1 protein-coding gene is annotated in these 632 nt (G+C 28.2%); it reads right to left on the bottom strand.

Translation table 11 applies throughout. From position 1 onward, the window contains the following. Positions 1-141: 141 nt before the first annotated feature. Positions 142-632: aldo/keto reductase (locus R4K56_RS14720; protein WP_335773222.1), on the bottom strand; the 491-nt coding region annotated here is incomplete at its 5' end.

The raw sequence follows: 632 nt of genomic DNA, 5'->3' as shown, positions 1-632 counted from the left end.
AGATATTAATTCTGTTTTATCATAATTTTCATCATATACTACACCGTATCCCATACAGCCTAAACCAATAGCTGAAACTTCCAAATCTCCTAGCATTCTTTTTTTCATTTTATACTCTCCTAAACTTTTTATTATTAAAATTTATTTTCCTACTCTGTCAGCATATTCTTTACTATATCTGTCTCCATGAATTACTATTTTTGAAAGTGATTCATTTATATCATTTAATTCATTATCTGTTAATACTATATCTGCTGATGAAGTATTTTCTTTTAATCTTTCTAAACTCCTAGTACCAGGTATAGGAACTATGAAACTTTTTTGTGCTAATACCCAAGATAATGCCACTTGAGAAGGAGTTATATTTTTATTATTGGCAATCATTTTTATAAGGTCTATTAATTTTTGATTAGCTTCTAAATTTTCTTTTTGAAATCTAGGTACTATACTTCTAAAGTCATCATTTCCAAAAGAAGAATTTTTATCTATAGTGGCAGTTAGGAAACCTTTACCTAATGGAGAAAAAGGTACCAAACCTATATTTAATTCCTCTAATAATGGAATAATTTCTTTTTCAGGTTCTCGCCACATCATAGAATATTCGCTTTGTAATGCTGTGAGTTTGCATATTG

This window comes from Brachyspira pulli, from assembly GCF_036997785.1.
GTDB lineage: Bacteria > Spirochaetota > Brachyspiria > Brachyspirales > Brachyspiraceae > Brachyspira > Brachyspira pulli.
The sequence above is the reverse complement of the archived record's forward strand: the minus strand, read 5'-3'. Positions and strand labels throughout refer to the sequence as shown.